This is a genomic window from Xanthomonas arboricola, assembly GCF_002940665.1.
In the GTDB taxonomy this organism is placed as follows: domain Bacteria; phylum Pseudomonadota; class Gammaproteobacteria; order Xanthomonadales; family Xanthomonadaceae; genus Xanthomonas; species Xanthomonas arboricola_B.
Genome location: NZ_MIGY01000001.1, coordinates 301,416 through 324,069 on the forward strand (window position 1 = coordinate 301,416; position 22,654 = coordinate 324,069).

The following is a 22,654-nucleotide window of genomic DNA, read 5'->3' on the forward strand; positions in this document are numbered from 1 at the left end:
AAATGCGCTGCAGCGGCGTTGTCGCAGGTCGTCGCGTAGCGGCGAGAACACCGCATGGAACAGTTGCGCAAAGCGTCACTAGGATCGCAACGCAGCAGTCGTCGATGGCTGCGCGCCGAGCGACACACCTGCATGACAATTGACGCCGATGCGAGCACATCGTCGCGCGATTGTGCTCGACATCGGACTGCACGGCGCAACGAGAAACGGCGCAATCGCTGCAATCGATTGCGCCGTTGCCGACGGTAAGCCGCGTGCGCTGAAAGCCCGAAGCATCTGCGCCATTGCAGCGCAGATGCCTGCACCGTCACCCACTAGCCGATCATCTCCACCTGGTTATCGCCACGCTGGGCATCGGGCAATACATGGTCCGGATCCAGCGTCACATGCAGCACTTTCTGCGTGGTCGGCAACGTCAGCTTGGGCGCGGTGTTCTGCAGCCAGGTTTCCACCGGCACGCGGCGGTCCAGATGGCTGCCGTCGGCCAGGTCCACCCGCACGGTGACCGGCATCACCAGTTTCTGGCTGCTGCGCAGAGTGAGTTGCAGGCCCTTGGCAGGATCGTGATCGACGTAATGGGCCTCGCTGATGCCCATATCCAGCTGCCAGTTGTTGAGATACCAACCGCGCCACCACCAGGCCAGATTCTCTCCACTCTCGCTTTCCATCAGCCGGAAGAAGTCCGATGGCGTGGGGTGCTTGTAGGCCCAGCTCGCGATGTATTTGCGGAAGGCCGGATCGAAGCGTTCCGGCCCCAGGATCTGCTCGCGCAACAGCACCAACCCCAATGCGCCCTTGAAATAGGTCAACGAATGACGGTAGGTCTCGCTGGTGGAATCGGCGTTGTCGATCAATGTCGGCGCGCCGGCATCGGCCAGCAGCGGCAGGATTTCGTCGACCGGGTTGCCACCCTTCGGCGCATATTCCGAGTCGCGCTTGGGCGCGTACTCGCCCTTGTTGAAGGCATCGGACGCATAGACGTCGATGAAGGTGTTGAAGCCTTCGTCCATGAACGCGTGGCGGCGCTCGTTGGAGCCGACGATCATCGGGAACCAGGTGTGGCCGATCTCGTGCGCGGTGATCCAGAACAACTCCTTGCCGCTGTCCTCGAAACCGTCGAAGACGATGCCCGGATACTCCATGCCTGCACCGTATCCGCCCAGGTTGATCGCGGCCGGCCACGGATAGGGGTACCACTGCGAGAAATGTTCGATCGCGCCTTTGACGTATTCGGTGGAGCGGTTCCACTTGTCCGCGCCCACACCTTCCAGCGGATACACCGACATCGCCAGCGAGGTCTTGCCGCCTGGCAACTTGATGCGCGCGGCATCCCACACAAATGCTGGCGAGGCGGCAAACGCCACATCGCGGGTGTTGTCCATATGGAAGCGCCAGGTGCGCGTGGTGGCTCCCGCGGGTTTGGCCGCGCGCGCGGTCACTTCCTCGGGCGTGCGGATCAGCACCGTGCGATCGCTGCTGCGTGCCTGTTGCAGGCGTTGCTGCTCGGTGCGGCCGAGCACCTCGGCCGGATTGGTCAACGCGCCGGAACCGGCGACCAGGAAGCCCTCCGGTACGGTCACCGCGTAGTCGAAGTCGCCGTACTCCAGATAGAACTCCGAGCCCAGGTACGGCTGCGTATCCCAGCCGCGCAGATCGTCGTAGACGGCCATGCGCGGATACCACTGCGCGATCTCGTAGATCTCGCCCTGCTTGCTGGCACTGACTGCGGTGCGCCCGCCCCAGGTGCCCGGAATCGTGTAGCGGTAGCGGATATGCATGGTCAACGCCTTGCCCTGCCCCGCCAACGGCTGCGGCAGGTCCACCCGCATGCGGGTGTCGTCGACGACGAAGTGCGCGGGCTGGCGACGCCCGCCGTCGTCGATCTCGACACTGGCGATCTGCATGCCATCGGTGAACTGGGTGCGGCGTGAGGGCCGGCTGGCGGCAGCGCGCGCATCGGCGCGGTAGATGTTCTGGTCCAGTTGCAGCCACAGCACATCCAGCGTGTCCGGGCTGCGGTTGGTGTAGTGGATCGCCGCCTCGCCGGTGAGCGTGTGGGTCGCCGGGTCGATGCTGGCGTTGAGGGTGTAGTCGGCACGGTTCTGCCAGAACAACGGGCCGGGGACGCCGCTGCCGCTGCGGTAGGCATTGGGCGCATCGGGCAGTTGCAGCGGTGCGAACAGGGCCAGCGGATCGAAAGCACTCGCTGGCGCGGTGGCGCTGGCTGCGGGCGCGGCGTGCGCGTACGAGGTGATGCACGCCAGCGACAGCGCAACGGCGAGCGATCGGCGCAAGGTGGGGAACATGCGTGAAGTCCTGCGGCGGAGGGGAACCCCCATCCTACGGTCGTCTTTGCCCGTCACGGTACTGCCATTGGTCCCGGTGGCGACATTGCAGCCTCGAGGGTGACGGGCCGTCCGGCATGCAGTAGCGGCGCAGCCGCCACGGTCCGCGTGCGCGCTGCAGATGTCGATCGTGCCACGGCGGCGCAGCCGGCGCACGTCACTTCAGTCGGCTGCAGGCCGCGACAGTCGCAATGCGCCATCCCCGCCCTCGGCCAGCGTATCGCCCGGATTGCTCAACCGGCAGCGGCGCAGCGACAGACAGCCGCAACCGATGCAGTCGGTGAGCTGGTCGCGCAAGGCCTGCAGTTCGGCGATGCGCGCATCCAGTTGCCCGCGCCAGCGAGCCGACATGCGTGCCCATTCCGCACGCGTGGGCGTGCGCTGGTCCGGCAGCACCGAGAACGCATCCAGCACCTGCTGCAACGGCACGCCGAGCCGTTGCGCCACGCGAATCACGGCGATGCGCCGCAACACATCGCGCGCATAGCGGCGTTGATTTCCCGCAGTACGCAGACTGCAGATCAAGCCCTTGCGCTCGTAGAAATGCAATGCCGACACCGCCACGCCGCTACGCTTGGCCACCTCGCCCACGGACAACTCACGCTGCATTGCCTTGACCTCAACCTTGGTTGAGGCAGGATGCTGCGCGGCCATGACCGGTGCAAGCACCGGCGTCATGGCTCTACACCCTGCCGTCCTGGATGCTCGATGCCCACCGATACCGCCCTGCCCGCCAGCTCACCTGGCGACACCTCACCCAGCTCCATCCTGGCCGCTCCGTATCGCGCCGCAACGCTGGGCATGGTGGCGCTGGTGTCGCTCAATGCCTTCGAATCGCTGGCGGTGGCCGCCGCCATGCCGACCGTCGCGCGCGAATTGAATGGCTTGCCGCTGTACGCGCTGGCGTTCGGCGGCACCCTGGCGACCAGCGTGGTCGGCATGACCGCCGCCGGGCGCTGGAGCGACCGGCGTGGCCCCGGCGGGGCGCTGGCTTACGGCCTGCTGTGCTTCGTGATCGGCCTGCTGGTGGCAGGACTGGCGCCGAGCATGCCGGTGCTGATTGCCGGCCGTCTGCTGCAGGGCCTGGGGGCCGGCGCGTATTCGGTGGCGCTGTACGTGATCGTCGGGCGCTTGTATCCGGACGCCTTGCGGCCCCGCGTGTTTGCCGCGTTTTCGGCCGGCTGGGTGGTGCCGTCGTTGATCGGGCCGGGCATCAGTGGATGGATCGTGCAGCACGTCGGCTGGCGCTGGGTGTTCCTGTCTGTGCCGCTGCTGGCGATTCCGGCCGGGCTGATGCTGTGGCCGGCGATCCGCGGGCGCACCTGGTCGCCCGACACGGCCGGTGCATCGAATGCCGCGTTGCGCTGGGCGGTGGGAGCGGCAGTGGGCGTACTCGGCGTGTATCTGGGCGGGCAATTGCACGGCACGAGCGCGTTGCTGGCGATGCTGCCGGCATTGCTGCTCACCGTGTGCTGCGCCTGGCAACTGTTGCCGGCCGGCACCCTGCGGCTTGCGCGCGGGCTGCCCAGCGTGATCGCGCTGCGCGGGATCGCCGCGGCGGCCTTCTTCGGCTTCGAAGCGTTCCTGCCGTTGCTGCTGTCGCGCGAGCGCGGCCTGTCGCCACTGCTGGCCGGCGTGGCGCTGAGCGTCGGCGCGCTGGGCTGGTTCAGTGGCTCCTGGTACCAGGGCCATAGCCGCGCCGGCTGGTCGCGCCCACGCCTGCTCACGACCGGTGCGTGCTTCATGTCGCTGGGCATCGTGATCAGCGCGGGGGCGGTGTGGCCGGTCATCCCGGTGCCGGTGGCGATTGCCGGCTGGGCGCTGACCGGCCTGGGCATGGGCCTGCTGTATCCGAGCCTGTCGGTGTTGATGTTGTCGCTGTCGCCGCCGGCGCAGCAAGGCGCCAACAGTTCGGCACTGCAGTTGAGCGAGGCGATTGCGGTGGCCGGCATGCTGGCGCTGGCCGGCGCCTTGTTCGCCGCGCTGCTGGCCTCCGCGACTGCGGGCGCCTACCTGAGCGTGTTCGCCCTGGCGTGGCTGCTGGCGGTGGCGGGCTTGTTCGTGGCGCGGCGGGTGTGATGGGTGTGCGATGTGCGATGTGCGATGTGCGATGTGGGCAAAGTGTCGAAGTAAGGAAGCACTGATCGCCAGCGCCGATGCGTTGCGCTCGGTCGCTGTGTATCGCCTGCATCGCATGCAGCGCGCGCTCTGCACGACTTGCATGATCTGGACGCTCGGCACGGCGCCATGGCATGGCGCAAGGCAGACCGGGACGCCGCACCGCTCACGGCGCGACCGACTTTGCCGATCCTGTCGAGATCGCTGCGATCGAGGCCGGAAAAACGCATCCGCGAGCGGCTGGTCATTTTTTCGCCCCCCCATCTTGACAGCATTGCAGGCCGGGGCCTGCGCCCACTTGTCCACAGCCTTGTGCAAGTTCCATCCACAGGCGATGTGGAAAACCTGCGCTGCGCGGCAGGCAGCGCAGGGCTTGCGCGCCACTGCAGCGTGTGTCGGGCGATGCGGCATGGCAGCCGCGTCACGCGGCGCGGGCCATGGCGTACGGCCCGGCCATGCGGAGCAAGCGCTTCACTCACGCGCATATGCAAGGGCGATCGCAATACACGGCACCGCCGCGCCACGGCGGCGATGCGCACTCCTGCAGCATCAGTCCAGAATCACGTGCGGCACGAAGCGCGAGGTGTCGCGGGTGATCGGGCCGTCGTCGTCGCGCATGCCCAGCCCGGCCGGACGATCGGCCACCACCCAGCTGCCCACCAGCGCATGCCGGCCATCGAACACCGGCAACGGATGATGCGCCTGCAGGATCGCCGGCCCGTCCACATATGGGCCGTCGGTCTGCGCAGCGTCGCCCTGTGCGCTGACCAGGGAAATATTGGCGCCCTCGCGCGACAGCAGCGGCTTGCGTACCCAGCCTGCCGTGGGCGCTTCGCCCGCTTGCGCAAAGTGCGCCGGCAGCAGGTTGGGATGGCCCTGATGCCGCTCCCACAGCAGCGGCAGGATGCCCTTGTTGCTCAGCACCGATTTCCACGCCGGCTCGATCAGGCGCACGCGGTTGGCGCACAGCGCCGGGCCGAAGCGTTCTTCCATCATGAATTCCAGCGGGTAGAGCTTGAACAACGTGTGGATCACCCGGTCCTGCTCGTCGGTGAACCAGCCATCGGCGCTCAGGCCGATGTCTTCGATGGCCACTTCCTCGGTACTGATGCCCACCTGATGCGCGCAGTCGCGCAGGTAGCGCACCGTGGCGCGGTCTTCCAGCGACTCGCGCACCGCAGAGAAATGCATCTGCGCACCGAGCGCGCCATCCACCGCCAGCGCGCCCAGGGTTTCGCACAGCAGGTCCTGGATCAGGTTGTACTGATCGGTGCCCTTGGGCAGCGCACCGGCGGCGATCTGCTGTTCCAGCCACAGCCACTGGAAATACGCCGATTCGTACAGCGAGGTCGGCGTGTCGTAGTTGAGCTCATACAGCTTGGCCGGGCCATTTCCGGCATAGGCCAGGTCCATGCGGCCGTACAGATGCGGGTCGCGGTTCTTCCACGAGGTGGCGATCCAGTCCCAGTAGAACGGCGGGATCGCCAGCTGCGTCATCAGCTGTTCCGAGCCCACCACCTCGTCCACCAACTGCATCGCCATGTCGTGCAGTTCTTGCGTGGGCGCTTCGATGTCGTGTTCGATCTGCTGCAGCGTAAACGCGTAGTACGCGCTTTCGTCCCAGTACCGCTCGCCGTCGATGGTGTGGAAATGGAAGCCGAGCGCCTCGGCCTGCTCGCGCCAGTCCGGGCGCTCGGCAATTGCGATCCGTCGCATGTCAGCCGCCGTATCCGGAGCTGCGCCCGCCGCTACCGAACGAACTGCGCGCCGCCGCACTGGAGCCGAAACCCGAGCGCGACACGGTGATCGCCCGCGACGGCATGTCGATGGCGCCGCTGCGCCCGCGGACGGTGCCGACGCGGTTGCTGGCCAGATCGCCATTGGGCTTGTAGTACCCACCGCTGCGGTAATCGCGGTACAGCGGCACCGCGCCGCCATAGCGATAGCCGCCACCACCGGTCATGTTGCCCAACGCGTAGCCCAGCAAAAACCCGCCCATCGGCGGGATCCAGCTCTGCTGGCCCTGCGCCGTCTGCACCGCCGTGCAACTGCCGAACTGCTCGTCGCACTCGTAGCGCGTACTGAAGCGCGGCGCGGCCTGCTGGTGCTTGGCCACCGCCTCGTCGTAGGCCTTGAGGCATTGCTGGATGTCGGTCTGTTCCTGCTTGATCTGGTAGCAGTCGGAGGCCGACTGCAGCACCACGCCGGTTTCCGGTTCAGAACCGCAGCCGGTGACGAAGGCGGCCGGCAATGCGGCCATCAGGGTGAGCTTGAGATTGCGTGATCGCTTCATGCCTGCGCTCCGTTACGGCGTGATCGCCGCGGCATTGATCAGCCCGACCGCGATCGACACGCCGGCCGAAAAGATGCCGGCGGCGGTGACGTTGTCGGTGATCTGCCGCGAGATGCGCCCGGCCACCAGGTTGGCCAGCAGATACGCCACGACCTGGATGCCGCAGGCGACCGCACCCCAGATCAGCGCATCGACCAGGCTCACCGAATGGGTGATGGCCGAATGTAGCGGCAATGCCACACCGATCAGGTTGCCGGCCAAGGCGGTGGCCGCAGCCACGTTGCCTTGCCGCAGCAGGGTGAAATCCTTGTGCGGGGTGACCAGGGTCACCAGCACCACCGCGACGATCAACACGCCCAGGCCGGTGCCGAAGTAGGAAAGAAACGCGAGAAAACTCTGCAGGTTGATCGGGTTCATGACAGGACCAGTGTAGGTGGAAGACGAGCGCGCACGCTCAGGTGATATCCAGATCGGCGACGGTGACATCGATGCCGACTGCATAGGTGACGCAGAATTCATTGGGGCCGGAATCCTCGCCGGTGACCAGCAGGAATTCCTCGCGCTGCAGCTCCGGCACATCACGGCTGTAGAGCATGGCGTAGTGGGTCAGATCGCCATCGCGGCGTGGCGGCTGATAGCGGTACAGCACCTCGTCGTAGGCGATCGGCGGAATCCGCGCGGCATCGTCGGTGGACTGCGTGGCGCGCTGCCAGCGCTTGCCGGCGTACTCGATCTGCGCCGCACCCAGATGCGGATGCTGCATCACGAACTCCTGAAACGCCTGCTTGCTGGGCGGATTGACCGTCTCGCAATACACGAACGCCTTCATCGCTTCCAGATCGCCGCCGACCGTGGTGACCTGCAGGAACGCATCGTCGTCCAGATAGAAACGGTGCAGGGCATAGCCGTCGCCCAGATTGACATGGCCGTAGCACGGAATGCCTTGATGCCCGCCCGGCAGCTCGGCGGTCATGGCCTCCGGTGCCATGCGGTACAACGTGGTATCGATCTCCAGCTGCCCCCCCACGCGCAAGCCCAGCGGCAGCGCGTGACCGATGGCGCCAGTGCCGGATGCGGGCAACGGCGGCGGTTGTGGTTGACCGAACAACTTGCTGAAAAAACTCATCGTCATGCACCTTGTGGCGATGGGGAACGGGACACGGTGGCAGCGCGCAGCGCCTGCCATGCGATGGCATGCGCGGGCACGCGCTGTTCGGCCAGGTAGTACAGCATGGCACCGGCCGGCACCGCGGTGTGTGCGGGCGGGTTCAAGCGCAGCGCGCCATCGGGCGCGCGCAACCCCAGCAGCAGGGCGCCACGCTGACCAAAATCGGCGGCCAGCAGGCGGTAGTCCAGCGGGTCGACATCGGCAGGAACCGCCAGGCTGAACTGGGTCGGGCCATCGTCCACCGACAGCAGTTCGGCCGTGATCGCCGCGCTGCCCGGATCCTGCGCAGCGCGGGCCAGGATCTCGGCGGTCATCGGCCGCGTGCATTCGATCGCCGGATAGTGGCAATTGACCAGCCGCGCGGCGCTGCCCGAGTCGAAGTGCGCCACGATGTGCGCACGCGGCGCTTGCGCCATCAGCGCGAACACCGCCGCCAGGGTCTGGTCGTCCGAGGGCGGGTTGACGATCACCCGCGCCGCGCCGGCGATGCCGGCACGCAGGTAGACCTCGGTATGCGTATACGACTCGGCGGCAATGAAGCGCATATGGTCGGGCATCGGGTTCTCGGCCACGCCCTCGGCGATCAGCACCACGCCTTCGTCGTCGGTGGCGGTGTCGGACAGCAACAGCTCCACCAGGCGCATGGACGCGGCGCCCTGCCAGCCGATCAGGATGGTGTGCCCGCGCAGATCGGCGTAAGCCATCTTGCCCATGTGGTGGCGCCTCCAGAAGGTAATGAGCACGCCGCTGGTCTTGGCCAGCACCGTGGCGAACAGCGCCACCGCGCCCGGCATCAGCACGAACGCGGCGATATAGCGCCCGGCCACCGAACCCGGCGACAGGTCGCCGTAGCCGATGGTGGTGGCGGTGGTCATGTAGTAATACGGAAACGCGTCCAGGCCAACGAGCCTGTGCTCGCCGGCCAGCAGCAGCAATACCCAGCTCAGCGCCATGTGCGCCAGCAATGCCAGCGCCACCATGCCCCAGCTGACGCGGCGCACGTGGCGCCGCAGTACCCGCAACAGCTTTCCGACGATGATCATGGCGCGTCCTGTGCCGTGCGGCGGATCAGCTGTCGCTGCGCGGAACCTGCTGCACGTCGCGCACCTGGCCGATCAGCGGCGCACTGCCGCCGGCGGTGTCGTGGCCGAGCTGGGCCGGCTTCTTGAAGCGTGCCAGCACGGCGGCGGCGTTGGACTCGCCTTCCATCAGGCCGGCCGCAGCCAGACGCCGATTCAGATCGCCGTCGCCGCTGGACGCTTCCAGCTCTTCGGCCGATTCGATGCGTGCGGAGGTTTCGGCCTGACGCGCCTTGATCCGCTCCAGCGATTCCAGTGCCGAGCCCATCTTGCTGCTGGCGCCGGAATGCCGCGCGGCAATCGCCGCCTGCGCCTTCTGCACCGCGTCGGTGGCCTTGACCGTATCGATCTGCTGGCGCATGCCGCGCAGCTGGTTCTCGGTCTTCTGGATGGTGGCCTTGAGCGTCACCACCGACTGGTCCAACGCCGTCTTGGAGGCCTTGTCGCCGGTGTCCTCGCTTTCCAGCGCAGCGAGTTTGCTCGCCACGTCGTGGGCCAGCGATTCGTCGCCCTTGGCCAGCGCACCTTCGATGTAGCGCGTGTATTCGGCCATCTTGCCGGCGCGCGCGTCGATCTTCTGCTGGGCAAGCTTGCTCTGCGCCATCAGCTTGGTCAGCTCTTCACGCGAGCGCGTGAGCTGGGCACCGGCATCGCGCATTTCCTGGTCCAGGATGCGCAGCGCGTTGGCGTCGACCGCCTTCTGGCCGGTTTCGTGTGCAGTGCCACGCAGCAGCGTGATCAGCTTTGAAAAGATACTCATGACAACACGCCTTTAGGAAAAGAACGGCTTGAGAGATTCGGCGGCATCCAGCGTATTGGCCGCCAGGGTCTGGATTTCCTCGTCGATCTGGTCGAGCGTGGACGACGCCGACAGTTCGCCGAAGACCACATAGCTGTCCTTGCCGTCGACCTGCACCAGGCCCAGGTTGGACAACGGGTTGAGCGGGTTGAGCCGCAGGCAGGCATCGTTGAACGCCGCGCGGTCGCTGACCTGGTCGGCATTGGCCAGCAGCGTGGAGACGAACACCTGCGAGCCGGAGGCGGCGACCTGGATCTGCATGTCGCCATGCTCGGCCAGGGTGAGGTTGATGGCCGGTTCCAGGCCGTCGATCAGCTCGACCTCGATCGGCTGGTCGCGGTAGCGCTCGGCCAGCAGGCCGTGCAATTCGACAGTGGTGTACTGCGTCATACGATGTCCTGTCCTTTGGTCATGCAAGCGGTGGTGATGCAGATGCAGTGATGCGGCAACGGTCGTGCAATGGGCGGACATACTACAGACTGTCCGCGACCGGCAGAAAGGGCCGGACGTCGGCCGGTCAGGCCAGCGGCAGGCGGTAGTAGACCACCCGTTCAGTCGGCTCGAAGCCACATGCCGCATGCGCCGCCTGGGCGCCGCTGTCTTCCAGCCGCGCATCGGAGGCCAGCTCCGCGCAGCCCTGCTGCCGCGTCCACTCCACTGCCGCGGCCACCAGCGCGCGACCCAGCCCGCGGCCGCGCCAGGCTGGACTCACATACCAGCCTTCCAGAAAGCCCACCGGCGTACTGTCGGTGCCGTTGACGTAGTCTTGGCGCACCGAGACCTCGGCAAACCCCAGCGCCGCCTCCGCGTCGTCCACCACCAGCAGGTGGCTGGCGTCTGCCTGCGCCAGCGCGGCCTGCAGCTCGGCGACGCTGTCGTCGGCGACGCCATCGTCGGCATCCGGCCACAAGGCCAGGCGCAAGGCCTGCAAGGCCTGCGCATCGGCGCCGACCGCCGCACGCACCCGCCACCCGGCCTGCGCGCTCACGGATACAGCATCCGCTTGCTCCAGTGGCTGGCCGCATCGGCCTCGTAACGCCAGCGCTCGTGCAGGCGGAACGTGGCGCCGTACCAGAACTCGAATGCCTGCGGCACCACCCGGAACCCGCCCCAGCCATCCGGACGCGGCACCTCGCGGCCTTCGAAGGTGGCTTCGACCTTGGCGATGGCCGCGTCGAATTCCTCGCGCGAGCCCAACGTCTGCGACTGCAGCGAGGCCCAGGCACCGATCTGGCTCATGCGCGGGCGCGAGGCGAAGTAGGCATCGGATTCCTCCGCGCCGACCAGTTGCACGCCGCCTTCGATGCGCACCTGGATGCCGGCCTCGCGCAGGCTGCGCCACAGGAACAGCAGGGCGGCCTGCGGATGGGTCTGCAGGTCGCGGCCCTTGGCGCTGTCCAGATGGGTGTAGAACACGAACCCGCGCGCATCGAAGGCCTTGAGCAGCACGGTGCGCGCGCTCGGCCGGCCGTCCACGTTGGCGGTGGCGACGGTCATTGCGCTGGCTTCGAGTTCGGCGCCGGCATGCGCTTCGGCATACAGCGCGGTAAAGGTGGCAAGGGCTTCTGCGTACAGATCGGTCATGGCGGTGCGAGGGCAGCAAGATTGACGCCTATTGTGGGCGCATCGCGCCTGCTTCGCCTATGCGCGGCGGCTGACAGGTCCGCGCGCGCTGCCAGGACCTGCGGCTGGCGCCCGGAAAGCGTGCTGCGCAATCGCGCCCGCCCCCCTGACGGCACGCCGCGCGACACCGTGGTGTTCTCCCACGTTGCGCGCGTGCTCCTGGGCGTCCTTGCGTCGCCGACGCCTGGCTGCCAAGCGCTCGCCACGTTCGCTTGCAGCCGTTCTCCACGCCGCGGCGGGTGTCGGTGCTGCTGCGTGCAGCCGACGGGCGCCGCGCAGGAATGGTTTCAGTCCATGCGGATCGGCCCGATGCGCGGGCCCGAATGCTACGATCCCTGCGCATGAACCCCGCTCCCAATCTCGTGATGGTCGGCCCGATGGGCGCCGGAAAAAGCTGCATCGGCCGCCGCCTGGCCGAGCGCTTCGGGCTGGAGTTCGTCGATGTGGACCAGGCCATCGTCGAGCAGGTCGGCAGCAGCATTCCGGCCATTTTCGAGCAGCATGGCGAAGCGCGGTTCCGGCAGCACGAGGGCCAGACCCTGCAGACGCTGCTGGAGCAGGACAACAAGCTGATTTCCACCGGCGGTGGCGCGGTGCTGGATCCGCTCAACCGCCAGCGCATCCGCGAGCGCGGCTTCGTTGTGTACCTGCACGTCAGCGTGCCGGCACAGCTCACCCGGCTGGCGCGCGACCGCAACCGGCCGCTGTTGCAGCGCGCCGACCGCGAGCAGGTGCTGCACGCGATGGCCGCGCAGCGCACCCCGCTGTACCAGGAGGTCGCCGACCTCAGCCTGGAAACCGATCACTTCTCCCCCGCCGAGGCCACCGCGCAGCTGGTGCTGCGCCTGGCCGCGCAATGGCGTATGTCGAGTACCCCCGCATGACACTTTCCCGTTCCTCGCGCAGCGTCGATGTCGACGGTGCGCAGCCGTACACCATTACCATTGCGCCCGGCCTGCTGGCCGACGGCGCGCGCCTGGCCAGCCATGTGCGTGGCCGCCACGCATTGCTGCTCAGCGACTCGCAGGTGGCCCCGCATTACGCCGCTGGCCTGCGCAAGGCGCTGCTGCAGGCGCGCCCGGACCTGCAGCTGGGCGAGCTGGTGATCGCCGCCGGCGAGGCTTCCAAGACGCTGGACAATTTCGGCGCCGCGATCGCGGCATTGGCCGAGCTGGGCGCCACCCGCGATGCCTGCGTATTCGCGCTCGGCGGTGGCGTGGTCGGCGATCTGGCCGGGTTCGCGGCGGCCTGCTGGATGCGCGGGGTGGACTGCGTGCAACTGCCCACCAGCCTGCTGGCGATGGTGGATTCCTCGGTCGGCGGCAAGACCGCGGTGGACATCCCGCAGGGCAAGAACCTGGTCGGCGCGTTCCATCCGCCACGCGCGGTGATCGCCGATACCGACACCTTGCACACCCTGCCCGCGCGCGAGCTGCGCGCCGGGCTGGCCGAGGTGATCAAGTACGGCGCCATCCGCGACCCGCTGTTCTTCCAGTGGCTGCATGCCGAACGCCGCGCGCTGCTGGAGGGCGATGCCGACGCGCTGGCACAGGCGATCGCGCGCAGCTGCGAGCACAAGGCCGACATCGTGGCGCGCGACCCGCTGGAAAAGGGCGAGCGTGCCCTGCTCAACCTGGGCCACACCTTCGGCCATGCGATCGAGACCGAACAGGGCTACGGCGCACCCGGCAACGACAACCTCAACCATGGCGAAGCGGTCGCGGTGGGCATGGTGCTGGCCGCCCGGCTGTCGGCCGCGCTGGGCATGAGCGATGTGCAGGACACCGAGGCGCTGCGTACCCTGCTGCACGAGTTCGACCTGCCGACCGCCATTCCGCCCGGCCTGTCGCCGCAAGCCTTGCTGGGGCGCATGCGGCTGGACAAGAAGAACATCGCCGGCCGCCTGCGGCTGGTGTTGTGGCGCGGCATCGGCAAGGCCGAGGTGGTACCCGATGTCGACGAGGCGGCAGTGCTGGAAATCCTGGCGGGCTGAGCAACGCCATCACTCACTTGTCTCCGGCGCATTCGTAGGAGCGCCCCCGGGCGCGACAGGGCCTTGCCGGTAAATCCCCATCGCGCCCAGGTGCGCTCCTACGCATTGCCTGCCAATGCCCCCTTCGCAACCGGAGCAACCCGGCGCGCCCACTGCTCCCAGCCTTCAGCACCGCCCGGCTACAATCGGCGTCATGCGCATCCACTTGCAACACGATCCTGGCGGCAACGCGCCGCTCCGCTACGTCCAGCTGACCCTGCAACCGGATCTGTTCGGCGGCTGGGAGCTGCTGCGCGAGAGCGGCGAGATCGGTGGACGCTCGCAGTTGCGACGCGACCAATACCTGCTGCAGGACGAAGCGGACCGGGCCTTCGACAAGGCGCGCGACACCCACCTCAAACGCGGCTTCCAACTCATCACCGGCGGCGCCGACGCGCCGCGCTGAGGAACACCATGCTCAAGAACGATCGCCTGTTGCGTGCCCTGAATCGCCAGCCCGTCGACCGCACCCCCGTGTGGCTGATGCGCCAGGCCGGCCGCTACCTGCCGGAATACCGCGCCACCCGGGCGCGCGCGGGCAGCTTCCTGGGCATGGCCAAGAACCCCGAGATCGCCTGCGAAGTGACGCTGCAGCCGCTGCAACGCTTTCCGCTGGACGCGGCGATCCTGTTCTCCGACATCCTGACCATTCCCGATGCGATGGGCCTGGAGCTGTATTTCGTCGAAGGCGAAGGCCCCAAATTCCGCCACCCGGTGCGCGATGCCGCCGCGATCCATCGGCTGGGCGTGCCGGACATGGAAACCGAGCTGCGTTACGTGATGGATGCGGTGCGTTTGATCCGCCGCGAGCTGGACGGCGCGGTGCCGTTGATCGGCTTCTCCGGCAGCCCGTGGACGCTGGCCTGCTACATGATCGAAGGCGGCGGCAGCAAGGAATACGCGCGCATCAAGGCCATGGCCTTCAACGCGCCGGACGTGCTGCATCACCTGCTCGGCACCGTCACCGATGCGGTGATCGCCTACCTGTCGGCGCAGCGCGCGGCCGGTGCACAGGCGCTGCAGGTGTTCGACACCTGGGGCGGCGTGTTGTCGCCGGCGATGTACCGCGAATTCTCGCTGCCCTACCTCACCCGCATCGCGCGCGAGCTGGAACGCGGCGACGGCGCCGAGCGCACCCCGCTGGTGTTGTTCGGCAAGGGCAACGGCGCCTATGTGAGCGAGCTGGCGGCCAGCGGCGCCGAAGCGGTAGGCGTGGACTGGACCATCTCCCTGGCCGACGCCGCCCAGCGCGCCGGCGGCCGCGTCGCCCTGCAAGGCAACCTGGACCCGGCCACCCTGTACGGCTCGCCCGAGGCGATCCGCGCCGAGGTCGGCAAGACCCTGGACAGCTACGCACAAGGCAACGGCGGCTCGCGCGAAGGCCATGTCTTCAACCTCGGCCACGGCATGTCGCCGGATATGAATCCCGAACATGTGGGTGTGCTGGTGGAAGCGGTGCAGACGCTGAGCAAGCGGTAAGGCCAAGGCACGGGTGGACAGCGCACCGGTGTGCTGTCCACCGCCGCTCAACGCGCGCACCCGAGTAGCGCGCGCTGAGCGTGATGACGGGCGGTGGCTGCATCAGCAATAGATCGGCAGCACCGCCGGGACGTCTCTGCTGCTGCCAGGCCACCCCAGGCACGCGGCACAGCGACGAAGGCAGTCTTCAGCGATCGCAAGGCCAGCCTCCATGCCTTCACCCGCATCGCGTCTGCATCCGCTCCAAACACGGCCTGCCCGCCTCGTTCCGTTGAACGTTATTCCGCCACCCCAGTGATGTGCGGCAGTGAGCACCCTGCCGACGTCACTGCGAGGTGATGCGCGCCGCGCTCAACCGCACTGCGGTCAATCATCGATGCGCCTGGGCTCCGGTTTCGCAAGGCTCCGACAGCGTGTCGGCTGGCCATTGACTTGCCGCAAAGAATCGCCAAGCGGACGCGAGCTTTCCTGCCTTGCGTCAAGAGCAGCCTGTGCCCGCCTGTTCCGCATGGTCTTTGTGTAACTCCCTTCGCGATTCCCCGCGACATTCCCCGCACGCCGTTCCAAAACGCGTCATTACCTCGCATACCGCTCTAAAGCGGATCGGCTTCACGTCGATAAGCCCGGCATTGCCGTCGTTTAAACCAATTTTTCCGGAGCAAGGAGATCTACTGTTTCTCCACGGTGATGCGGTGCCACTGCAACACATCTCCGGACAGGCAGGCCGCCTGCCGAACCTCGACATCGTCACGTTTGTTCAAACGCTTCACTCATTCGAGAACAAGGAGAAACGCATGGCATTTCCAACCGCCGTCAACGACCAGATCACCGACTCCGTCACACAAGCCAATACCAAGGTGCTGGGCGATGCCCCCGCCATCGCCATGGGCAATCTGTACCAGGCAACCGCGCAGGCGCTGGCCAATGCCGCCCATAACGCGACCAATGCGCAGCAGCAGAGTTATGTCACCGCGCAGTCGGCCACCACCATGGGCGTGGCCACGCTCTACTCCATCGACACCGCCACCACCGGGGTTGCAACCAAGCAGGTTCTGAGCACCGGCGTGCCTGGGCTCGTCTCGCGCTAACTCGAATCTTTAGGAGAAGAAAATGGCATTTCCGACTGCAGTCAATAATCAGATCACCGATTCCGTCACCCAGGTCAATACCAAGGTCCTGGGCGATGCACCGGCAATTGCAATGGGCAATCTGTATCAGGCAACCGCACAAGCGTTGGCCAATGCTGCCCATAACGCGACCAACGCGCAGCAGCAGAGCTATGTCACTGCGCAGTCGGCCACCACCATGGGTGTGGCCACCCTGTACTCCATCGACACCGCCACCAGCGGCGTCGTTACCAAGCAGATCCTGGGCGTCTGACGGCCCGGCTAACGCCAAGGACATCCGCCAATGGCATTTCCCACCGCCGTCAACGACCAGATCACCGACTCGGTTACCCAGGCCAATCTGCAGGTATTGGGAAGCGCTCCAGCCGCAGCCATGGGCAATCTGTACCAGGCCACCGCGCAGGCGCTGGCGAACGCGGCACACAACGCAACACTCGCGCAACAACAGATGTATGTCACCGCACAGGCAGCAACCACGATGGGCGTTTCGCTGCTGTATTCGCTCGATACCGGCGCCACGGGTGCCGCCACCAAGAAGATTCTCGGCTAACCGCTAACGCCGCAGCGTCTTCGTTCTTTCACTATCTCAAGGAGCTATCACCATGGCCTTTCCGACCGCCGTCAACAGCCAGATCACCGATTCCGTTTCCCAGGTCAATACCAAGGTCCTCGGCGATGCGCCGGCGATTGCAATGGGCAACCTGTTCGTTGCCACCAGCCAGGCGCTGTCCAACGCCGCGCACAACGCCACCAACAACCAGCAGCAGTCCTACGTGACGATGCAGGCATCGACCACGCAGGGCGTGTCCACCCTGTATTCGGTCGATACCGCATCCGAAGGCGTCGCCACCAGGCAAATCCTCGGTCTGACCTGATCGGCCACCGGGCGCCGCTGCTGCCGCACGAGCGGCGCCCGGTTGACTAAGCGATGTGATGCCAACCCCACGCGGTTTCGTTGATCGAATCGAGAAAGGACGCCTCATGCTGCAACTACGTCATATCCCGACGTCCAACACCCTGGACGTCGTCGTCAGACTGATCCGGGGCCGCACCATTGTGGCGACGTTCGCGCCGCACCAAAAGGCAGTGATCAACGTCGAGTTCGACGGCATCCTGCCGGTGATTCCCGGCGCGCAGCCGTTGGTCTATCGCCAGAAGCTGGATAGCGTTATCAACCTGCCGCAAGGCAACTTTGCATTCCTGGAACGCGTGCCCGATGGCGTGGCCTTGCAGTACGCGTGCAGACACGAACCACAGAACACCGTGCTGTTCTCGGCGTCGGCTGGCGTTGAACAGCGCAGGCCGTCGTTGGCCTAGAACGCCGACGCCAGTGCCCCGTCATGGAGCCAAGCGCGCAGGCCGCAAGCGTCGCCAGCCTGGTCGGCACTGCCGCTACAGGCGCGGCGATGGCCATCGGGCAGGCGCCGGCCTTCGCGATGGCGGCGACCTATCTGGCGCTGTCGGACTCCATCGCCCTGGCAATGGAAAACGCGGTTGCCAATCAGCAGCGCGGGCAGGTGCTTGCCGATGCAGCTCTCACCCAGATCCTTGCCTTAATCATCCAGAAGGGAGCGACTTCGTCATGATCGACGACAGTAGCGTGAACAGCCAGATCGTCGATGCGGTGAGCAGCATCGTCACGCTGACCACCGGTCAGGCACCCGCACAGGCGCTCGGCATGCTCGATGCCGTGATGCTGGAGACGCTGGGCATGGCGATGCACAACGCCGTCAACCGGCAGCAAGGCGCCGGCATGATCAATGCAGCAGCGATCACCGCCGCCTGCGCCAAGATGATCTCGGCACCGTTCCCGGTTCTGCCACCACTACCACCGCCTGCGCCACCCGGACCACCACCTACGGTTGCGCCGTTGCCTGGCCCTCCCCCTGTACCGCCCCCGCCGGCAGCGCTCATCGCCGCCGCCGCGGCGGAAGCCAAGGTGGCCGTCGACGTGCTGAAGACGCAAGCACAAGGCGCCTCGGCAGATGCTGCGACCGCCACCGCCGACCTCATGGAAGTGCATGCGCTGAGCGTCCCGCCGCCCCTGCCCGCCACTCCCCCCGCCCCCGGCGCCGGCCCCGATCATGCTGCCACTCCTGATGCTCCTGCTGCTGCACCGGCAACTTCACCCGCAGCTGCAGCTGCTGGCACACCCCCTGTTGTTGCTGCATCTGCACCTGCTGCTCCTGCTGCACCTGCATCTGCATCTAGCTCTGCACCTGCACCTGCGCCGCCTGCTCAGTCGTAGGCCGTCTGCAGAGATGAGGTCAGCCACCCCTACCACCAGGCCTCATTGAAAGGCGGCCGATCATTCCATAGGAACCAAGATGGAACCGACAAAGGTCAATGCGCAGGTCATCGATGTCATCAACCAGGTGCAGCTGGCGACCATGAGCCCGCAGGTCGTGCTGACCAGCGGAGCCGGCAAAGCCTACCAATCGGTGGCGCAGTCCACCGCCATTGCGGTGCAGGACGCCACCGACGCGTTGCGCAATGTCTCCACGATCGCAACCACGGCCGTTGGTGTGGCGATGGCGCAGTACCTGGCCACCGGCGATGACAAGTACGTCACCGCACTCACCCAGGCGCAGGCGCTGATGCAGGGCGCCACCGACGACTTCGCCAGGATCGGTTCGGCGGCCGGGCTGGTGCTGAAGAATTTCCCCGCTGGTTGACCTCACAAGGAGTCATGCAATGTCCGTTTCGATCGCAGGCCGCCTGATCTCGATGCCGACGATGCTCTCGACGCTGGGCAGGCAGTGCCTGGCCTTCATCGATGGAGGCACGCAGTGGCTGGCATGGGCGATCCAGTCGCCCGGTGTGCGCTATGACTTTCCCGACGAGAGCAGCTTGCTCGACGAGGTGCAGCAAGGCCTGCACGGCTCGCGCCTGGCCTTGTTGCCGCAGCTGGAACTGAAGGTCAGCCCGGTCAAGCTGATGACCTTTAGCCCGACCGACCTGGCCACGCTGGCGCAGGCAGAGGCCGGCGACACCGGCTCGGTGGTCAAGGCGCAGCTGCAGCGCATCTTCCGTGACAACGCCCTGTACACCGCAAGCGACCTGGCCGCAGGCCGCAGCCTGCTGACACAGCTGAAGATCGATGGCGCCGGCGTGTTCCAGTCGCTGGACCTGGAAGAAAGCCTGGCGCTACGCCAACTGGCCGCAGACGCGCCGCCGGCCAACGTGACGCCGGCACTGCAACAGGAGGCAGCGGCTTTCGCGGTCGAGCAGGCGCGCACGCCGCTGGAATTCTGCGATTACTACCGCTTCTACCTGGCCTGCAGCGCCACCATCGCAGCTGCGGACGAGCGCGCGCATGCGGCGGCTTCGGCGCTGCAGACGCTGTTGCCGCAGCTGTTCACTACCCTGGACTGCCCACAGGTCCAGGGGCTGCCTTCGCCCAACGAGGTCGAGCGCAGCGTGGCCGAATGGCTGGCACGCGGTCGCCAGATCGGCTTCGCGCGGCTATCGCTAGCGGCCCAGCAGATCGTCCAGCACACCCGCTACCGAGGCGAAGGCGACGACCAGGCAGCGAGCGACGCGATCCGCCTCTACCTGCAGTCGGCGCAGGCATTCCTGGCGGCCAACCGGCCCAGCCGTGGGGTGCTGGGCCAGGACGGCAGCAGCTGCATGTTCTCCATGCACAACGACACCCTGGCTGCGCTGCTGCAGGTCAACAACGGCGTCATCTCGCTGCGCGACTTCGGTGCCGCACCTGCATCACCCACCACCTCGCAAGACACGGATGCGGAGGCCACGCAGTGAGCGCACCGCCGCCGCCTGCTGCGGCCGGCGACCAGGCCCCGCTTGCGACCAGCGCCGCCGACGCGGCGCGCGAAGCGGTGCATGCAGGTCGCGCCGCTGCCCTAGCGGCCGCACGCCAGGGCATGGCGCAGGCCGAAAACGCACTGGGTGAGAGGCTGCGCGCGCTTGCAGCGCAGCGCCCAACCGAAACCGCACCACTCGCCGCGCCGATGCGACCATCGCGTGCCGATGCCGTCACCCCGCTCCATTCCGCGTCCACTTCAGGAGATACCAGCATGTCCGACGATACTCAGCCCACGCCCCCGGACCAGACACCAGCCTCCACTGCGCAATCGTCAGGATCCTCGCAGATCGAAGCGGCGCTGAAAGCGGCGCAAGCCCAGATCGATCAGGCGATGGCGGCCAGCGATAGGGCAGTACGGGCGGCCATGCAGGCCGCAACCGCCGCGACCGCCGCAGCTGGCAATGACCAGGCGATCGATAGCGCAAACCAGGCACTGCAGCAGGCCGAACAGGCCGCCGCTGCGGCGGTGACCGCCGCGCAGCAGCAGACCGAGCAGGCAATGGCGGCGACGTCGCCGGCCACTCCGAACGCCGACGACGGAATAGCCAGCTGACGGAGCGATGCGTTTCGGCGTTGCGATGAAGCCGGTCTCGCGATGAACCCGTCCGGTCTCATTGGCGCCGGTCTGCCGGCTCCCCGCCGCCACGTTGATCCAGCAGCGCAGCTCCACTTGCCGCGGCCATCTAGCCCCGGCCCAGCCAACGCCCGATCCGAAGGAATTCCGACATGACCTTCTACACAGGCTTCGACACCGATCAATTCCCCGGATTGCCCGCCCTTGACTGGCTCAAGACCCAGGCCGAGCTGGCGTGGTGCGGCTACTACCTGGCACCGGCGCCAAGCCATGCCGACACCGGCTGGATGGGCCAACGCGCTGCGTTGATCGCACAAGGCTGGGGCCTGGCGCCCGTCTACCTTGGTCAGCAGACGGTCGGCCCCGGTTCGCACGACGTCACCGCCCGGCAGGGCAGCCTCGATGGTGCACAGGCCGCAGCGCTGGCACGCGCCGAAGGCTTTCCCGATGGCGCGGTGGTCTATCTCGACTGGGAAGATGGCGGCAGCCCGCCACAGGCAGCCATCGACTACATCCGTATGTGGATCGCCGCGCTGTTGGGCAATGGTTTTTCGCCCGGCCTGTACTGCTCGCACGCGCGCGCAGTGGAACTGCTGTCGCGGATCGGCCCCCGCCCCTCCCCGCGCGTCTGGGCCTGGCGGGTCTCCACGGCAGGGCGTCACCTCTACGCCGGCGACATCCGGCACGTCCAGCCCTCCGATCCGGCCGACTGCGGCTATTCCCAGGCCATGCTCTGGCAATACGAACAGGATGCGGTGCTGTCGCTTCCTGGTACGCCGTGCGATGGGCTGGAAGTTGACCTCAGTTATTCGAGTTTAGCCGATCCGAGCTCGGCGTGATTGCGCGTATTTCCTGCATCGGGAAAAAGCAGAAACCCATAAACTCCAGCAATGCATGAAGATCCCTTGCAACCAACCCGACACTCCCTGCATCGATAGACGACACCACGCATCACCCCACTTTCCCCCGCACTGATTCAATGCATTAAACGACCGGATAAGCGCATCACCTGCGTCATCAATCCGCCAACGCACTCGTCGAAACCAGGCCAAAGCCGAATCCGGATCAACGCCTGGTGCGGACCTACCTCCATGGAATCACATCAATATTCCATAGCAACCCTCGCCCAAAGGGCCCTGCAACGATTGGCTAGCGCCCTCGGAAAGAATAATAACTGTGACTTTCCCCAATAAAGTATAGAGAAATCGGCGGTATTACTAAACGCTCCGACACCCCTGTCCAAGAGCCCACGTCTGTATCGAGCGTGCATACGCGTATCCCCGCAGACCGGGATCATGCCGATCTAACCGCATAAAACCTAGCGCCTGCAGCAGCCAGCCCACGAGTACGCATTACCGCAGCGGCAAGAGAACTCCGCCATCAGGTCGCTCGATCTCGGTACGACATATGCCGGCCTGCACCTTCCGCCCCGAAAGGAGATGTGAAATGACAGTAATAGTTGATTTGATGTCAGAACAAACCAATTCCGTCGGCATCGCAGGCATCTCACGACACCAAGGACGTTGGAGGCACCGGCCAGACATGCGCTATGAAGTCGACCCCGACCCGACCTTGATCGCTTGGACCGAGCAAAACATGGGAATCGGATCCTCAAGATTATCGCGCTCCCCCCTGTTACAGCAATTTACAGGTCATACGGCCGTTCTGTCTCGTCTTCGCGGGCGGGTCCAGTTCGTCAGGGGACTGGTACCGAATGTGTCGGGTTATCCATGGGCGTTCTTTGGCCAAGGCGGTGGAGGCCACTGGCAAGATGATAGCGCCATGCTTGACGACCCGACCTGCGTCAGTTTCGAGATACCTGTAACAGAGGAGGATGCCGGAAATTTCCCGCGATGGTTCCGTGCTGTGGCTCCGGAAATAAATGTCTTCGCACTGAAGAATGGTGACGGATTCAATAGCTTCAATTGCGTCCTAGCTTCTCTCACGCTGCTCATCAACTACCTTCTCGAGTCGGAGAACGACTATTCATCCTATGTCATCCAACTGACAAAAGTACGTGACTCGCTTCAAGGCCATTTGATGCAAAACATCATGGGTGGATTTATATAAATCCACCACATGACACGCCCGCCGCAATCACAACCCCGGTCAACAGCAGTGCATTGAATAATCACGCAACTCGACTACAGCGAAAGTTTAGCAGAAAAAGCCACATTTCACTCCATGA

At 66.0% G+C, this 22,654-nt stretch carries 28 protein-coding genes; 17 read left to right on the forward strand and 11 right to left on the reverse strand.

What is annotated here, in order from left to right; all coding sequences use genetic code 11:
• Positions 1 to 314 precede the first annotated feature (314 nt).
• Positions 315 to 2,306 carry a M1 family metallopeptidase gene (locus XarjCFBP7645_RS01460; RefSeq protein ID WP_104535968.1) on the reverse strand — a complete coding sequence of 664 codons (1,992 nt, stop codon included), beginning with the start codon at positions 2,304 to 2,306 and terminating at the stop codon, positions 315 to 317.
• 201 nt (positions 2,307 to 2,507) lie between these two features.
• Positions 2,508 to 2,954, reverse strand: a complete 447-nt coding sequence (gene soxR, locus XarjCFBP7645_RS01465; RefSeq protein ID WP_104536705.1) for a redox-sensitive transcriptional activator SoxR — start codon at positions 2,952 to 2,954, stop codon at positions 2,508 to 2,510.
• 99 nt (positions 2,955 to 3,053) lie between these two features.
• Here soxR and XarjCFBP7645_RS01470 point away from each other — a divergent pair, with 99 nt between their 5' ends.
• On the forward strand, positions 3,054 to 4,424 hold the full coding sequence (locus XarjCFBP7645_RS01470; RefSeq protein ID WP_104535969.1) for an MFS transporter: 1,371 nt from the start codon (positions 3,054 to 3,056) through the stop codon (positions 4,422 to 4,424).
• A 588-nt stretch (positions 4,425 to 5,012) separates the two neighbouring features.
• Here the strand turns inward: XarjCFBP7645_RS01470 and XarjCFBP7645_RS01475 are convergent.
• From XarjCFBP7645_RS01475 to pdxH, 9 genes are all read right to left on the reverse strand, one after another.
• Positions 5,013 to 6,179, reverse strand: coding sequence for a glutathionylspermidine synthase family protein (locus XarjCFBP7645_RS01475; RefSeq protein WP_104535970.1), 1,167 nt, complete (start codon positions 6,177 to 6,179; stop codon positions 5,013 to 5,015).
• A 1-nt stretch (position 6,180) separates the two neighbouring features.
• Positions 6,181 to 6,756 carry a DUF1190 domain-containing protein gene (locus XarjCFBP7645_RS01480; protein ID WP_104535971.1) on the reverse strand — a complete coding sequence of 192 codons (576 nt, stop codon included), beginning with the start codon at positions 6,754 to 6,756 and terminating at the stop codon, positions 6,181 to 6,183.
• 12 nt (positions 6,757 to 6,768) lie between these two features.
• Positions 6,769 to 7,173: a DUF350 domain-containing protein gene (locus tag XarjCFBP7645_RS01485; RefSeq protein WP_005995053.1), complete on the reverse strand. Its 405-nt coding sequence runs from the start codon at positions 7,171 to 7,173 to the stop codon at positions 6,769 to 6,771.
• Positions 7,174 to 7,210: 37 nt separating this feature from the next.
• The gene (locus tag XarjCFBP7645_RS01490; protein WP_166774391.1) at positions 7,211 to 7,888 is read right to left on the reverse strand and encodes a YjfK family protein; all 678 of its coding nucleotides are present in this window, start codon (positions 7,886 to 7,888) and stop codon (positions 7,211 to 7,213) included.
• Entirely contained in the window at positions 7,885 to 8,967 is a 1,083-nt protein-coding gene (locus XarjCFBP7645_RS01495) for a potassium channel protein (RefSeq protein ID WP_104535973.1), read from the reverse strand. Before XarjCFBP7645_RS01495 ends, XarjCFBP7645_RS01490 begins: the two co-directional genes overlap by 4 nt.
• Before the next feature lie 25 nt (positions 8,968 to 8,992).
• A complete protein-coding gene (locus XarjCFBP7645_RS01500) occupies positions 8,993 to 9,763 on the reverse strand; it encodes a PspA/IM30 family protein (RefSeq protein ID WP_104535974.1) in 771 nt (256 codons plus the stop codon).
• 12 nt (positions 9,764 to 9,775) lie between these two features.
• On the reverse strand, positions 9,776 to 10,192 hold the full coding sequence (locus XarjCFBP7645_RS01505; protein ID WP_104533991.1) for a YjfI family protein: 417 nt from the start codon (positions 10,190 to 10,192) through the stop codon (positions 9,776 to 9,778).
• Positions 10,193 to 10,319: 127 nt separating this feature from the next.
• A complete protein-coding gene (aac(6'), locus tag XarjCFBP7645_RS01510) occupies positions 10,320 to 10,790 on the reverse strand; it encodes an aminoglycoside 6'-N-acetyltransferase (protein ID WP_104535975.1) in 471 nt (156 codons plus the stop codon).
• The gene (gene pdxH / locus XarjCFBP7645_RS01515) at positions 10,787 to 11,386 is read right to left on the reverse strand and encodes a pyridoxamine 5'-phosphate oxidase (protein WP_104535976.1); all 600 of its coding nucleotides are present in this window, start codon (positions 11,384 to 11,386) and stop codon (positions 10,787 to 10,789) included. Before pdxH ends, aac(6') begins: the two co-directional genes overlap by 4 nt.
• A 380-nt stretch (positions 11,387 to 11,766) precedes the next feature.
• Between pdxH and XarjCFBP7645_RS01520 the strand changes: the two genes are divergently transcribed.
• The 16 genes from XarjCFBP7645_RS01520 to XarjCFBP7645_RS21840 all read left to right on the forward strand — a co-directional run bounded on the left by XarjCFBP7645_RS01520 (position 11,767) and on the right by XarjCFBP7645_RS21840 (position 22,536).
• Positions 11,767 to 12,309, forward strand: coding sequence for a shikimate kinase (locus XarjCFBP7645_RS01520; protein ID WP_104535977.1), 543 nt, complete (start codon positions 11,767 to 11,769; stop codon positions 12,307 to 12,309).
• Positions 12,306 to 13,418 carry a 3-dehydroquinate synthase gene (gene aroB / locus XarjCFBP7645_RS01525; protein WP_104535978.1) on the forward strand — a complete coding sequence of 371 codons (1,113 nt, stop codon included), beginning with the start codon at positions 12,306 to 12,308 and terminating at the stop codon, positions 13,416 to 13,418. The genes XarjCFBP7645_RS01520 and aroB overlap by 4 nt, the downstream gene beginning before the upstream one ends.
• A 193-nt stretch (positions 13,419 to 13,611) precedes the next feature.
• Positions 13,612 to 13,863, forward strand: coding sequence for a WGR domain-containing protein (locus XarjCFBP7645_RS01530; protein ID WP_006449079.1), 252 nt, complete (start codon positions 13,612 to 13,614; stop codon positions 13,861 to 13,863).
• An 8-nt stretch (positions 13,864 to 13,871) separates the two neighbouring features.
• On the forward strand, positions 13,872 to 14,936 hold the full coding sequence (gene hemE, locus XarjCFBP7645_RS01535; RefSeq protein WP_104535979.1) for a uroporphyrinogen decarboxylase: 1,065 nt from the start codon (positions 13,872 to 13,874) through the stop codon (positions 14,934 to 14,936).
• Positions 14,937 to 15,730: 794 nt separating this feature from the next.
• Complete coding sequence (locus tag XarjCFBP7645_RS01540; RefSeq protein ID WP_104535980.1) at positions 15,731 to 16,024, forward strand: RebB family R body protein; 294 nt, start codon at positions 15,731 to 15,733, stop codon at positions 16,022 to 16,024.
• Positions 16,025 to 16,046: 22 nt separating this feature from the next.
• Positions 16,047 to 16,316 (forward strand): RebB family R body protein, encoded by a 270-nt coding sequence (locus XarjCFBP7645_RS01545; RefSeq protein WP_104535981.1) that lies wholly within the window; start codon positions 16,047 to 16,049, stop codon positions 16,314 to 16,316.
• Positions 16,317 to 16,346: 30 nt separating this feature from the next.
• Complete coding sequence (locus tag XarjCFBP7645_RS01550; protein WP_104535982.1) at positions 16,347 to 16,613, forward strand: RebB family R body protein; 267 nt, start codon at positions 16,347 to 16,349, stop codon at positions 16,611 to 16,613.
• 52 nt (positions 16,614 to 16,665) lie between these two features.
• The gene (locus tag XarjCFBP7645_RS01555; protein ID WP_047696493.1) at positions 16,666 to 16,938 is read left to right on the forward strand and encodes a RebB family R body protein; all 273 of its coding nucleotides are present in this window, start codon (positions 16,666 to 16,668) and stop codon (positions 16,936 to 16,938) included.
• Between the two features lie 58 nt (positions 16,939 to 16,996).
• Positions 16,997 to 17,380 carry a hypothetical protein gene (locus XarjCFBP7645_RS01560; protein ID WP_258079486.1) on the forward strand — a complete coding sequence of 128 codons (384 nt, stop codon included), beginning with the start codon at positions 16,997 to 16,999 and terminating at the stop codon, positions 17,378 to 17,380.
• Between the two features lie 89 nt (positions 17,381 to 17,469).
• Positions 17,470 to 17,649, forward strand: a complete 180-nt coding sequence (locus XarjCFBP7645_RS01565; RefSeq protein ID WP_243848944.1) for a RebB family R body protein — start codon at positions 17,470 to 17,472, stop codon at positions 17,647 to 17,649.
• Positions 17,646 to 18,311, forward strand: a complete 666-nt coding sequence (locus tag XarjCFBP7645_RS01570; protein ID WP_104535985.1) for a RebB family R body protein — start codon at positions 17,646 to 17,648, stop codon at positions 18,309 to 18,311. Before XarjCFBP7645_RS01565 ends, XarjCFBP7645_RS01570 begins: the two co-directional genes overlap by 4 nt.
• A 79-nt stretch (positions 18,312 to 18,390) precedes the next feature.
• The gene (locus tag XarjCFBP7645_RS01575) at positions 18,391 to 18,738 is read left to right on the forward strand and encodes a hypothetical protein (RefSeq protein ID WP_024939226.1); all 348 of its coding nucleotides are present in this window, start codon (positions 18,391 to 18,393) and stop codon (positions 18,736 to 18,738) included.
• 19 nt (positions 18,739 to 18,757) lie between these two features.
• On the forward strand, positions 18,758 to 19,828 hold the full coding sequence (locus tag XarjCFBP7645_RS01580; RefSeq protein WP_104535986.1) for a hypothetical protein: 1,071 nt from the start codon (positions 18,758 to 18,760) through the stop codon (positions 19,826 to 19,828).
• Positions 19,829 to 20,103: 275 nt separating this feature from the next.
• The gene (locus tag XarjCFBP7645_RS21835; protein WP_243848943.1) at positions 20,104 to 20,445 is read left to right on the forward strand and encodes a hypothetical protein; all 342 of its coding nucleotides are present in this window, start codon (positions 20,104 to 20,106) and stop codon (positions 20,443 to 20,445) included.
• A 173-nt stretch (positions 20,446 to 20,618) separates the two neighbouring features.
• On the forward strand, positions 20,619 to 21,305 hold the full coding sequence (locus tag XarjCFBP7645_RS01590) for a glycoside hydrolase domain-containing protein (RefSeq protein ID WP_104535988.1): 687 nt from the start codon (positions 20,619 to 20,621) through the stop codon (positions 21,303 to 21,305).
• A gap of 607 nt (positions 21,306 to 21,912) precedes the next feature.
• Positions 21,913 to 22,536, forward strand: coding sequence for a hypothetical protein (locus XarjCFBP7645_RS21840; protein WP_223293132.1), 624 nt, complete (start codon positions 21,913 to 21,915; stop codon positions 22,534 to 22,536).
• Positions 22,537 to 22,654 lie beyond the last annotated feature (118 nt).